The 372-nt window shown below is 65.6% G+C and carries 1 protein-coding gene; it reads right to left on the reverse strand.

What is annotated here, in order from left to right; all coding sequences use genetic code 11:
* Window positions 1-372, reverse strand: a 372-nt coding sequence (locus tag R2R70_RS19205) for a pyruvate kinase (protein ID WP_410978781.1), incomplete at both ends; no start/stop codon positions are given.

Here is a 372-nt window from a genome sequence, read left to right on the forward strand (position 1 = left end):
TACTGGTCGATACGCGTGAACGTGCGGTCGAGGAAATCCTTGTCGAGTTCGACGTGCTCCGATTTTTCCGCTTCGACGCACACCGCCGCCATCGTCTCGATCGTGACGACCGGATACTTACCGGCGGCCGTTTCGGCCGACAGCATCACCGCGTCGGTGCCGTCGAGCACCGCGTTCGCGACGTCCGACACTTCGGCGCGCGTCGGCACCGGCGCGTGGATCATCGATTCCATCATCTGCGTCGCGGTGATCACGAGCTTGTTCGACTCGCGCGCCATCCGGATCATCCGCTTCTGCAGCGCCGGCACGGCCGCGTTGCCCACTTCGACCGCGAGGTCGCCGCGCGCGACCATGATCCCGTCGGACGCATCG

It is taken from the genome of Cobetia sp. SIMBA_158 (assembly GCF_046566945.1).
Classification (GTDB): Bacteria; Pseudomonadota; Gammaproteobacteria; order Pseudomonadales; family Halomonadaceae; genus Cobetia; species Cobetia amphilecti.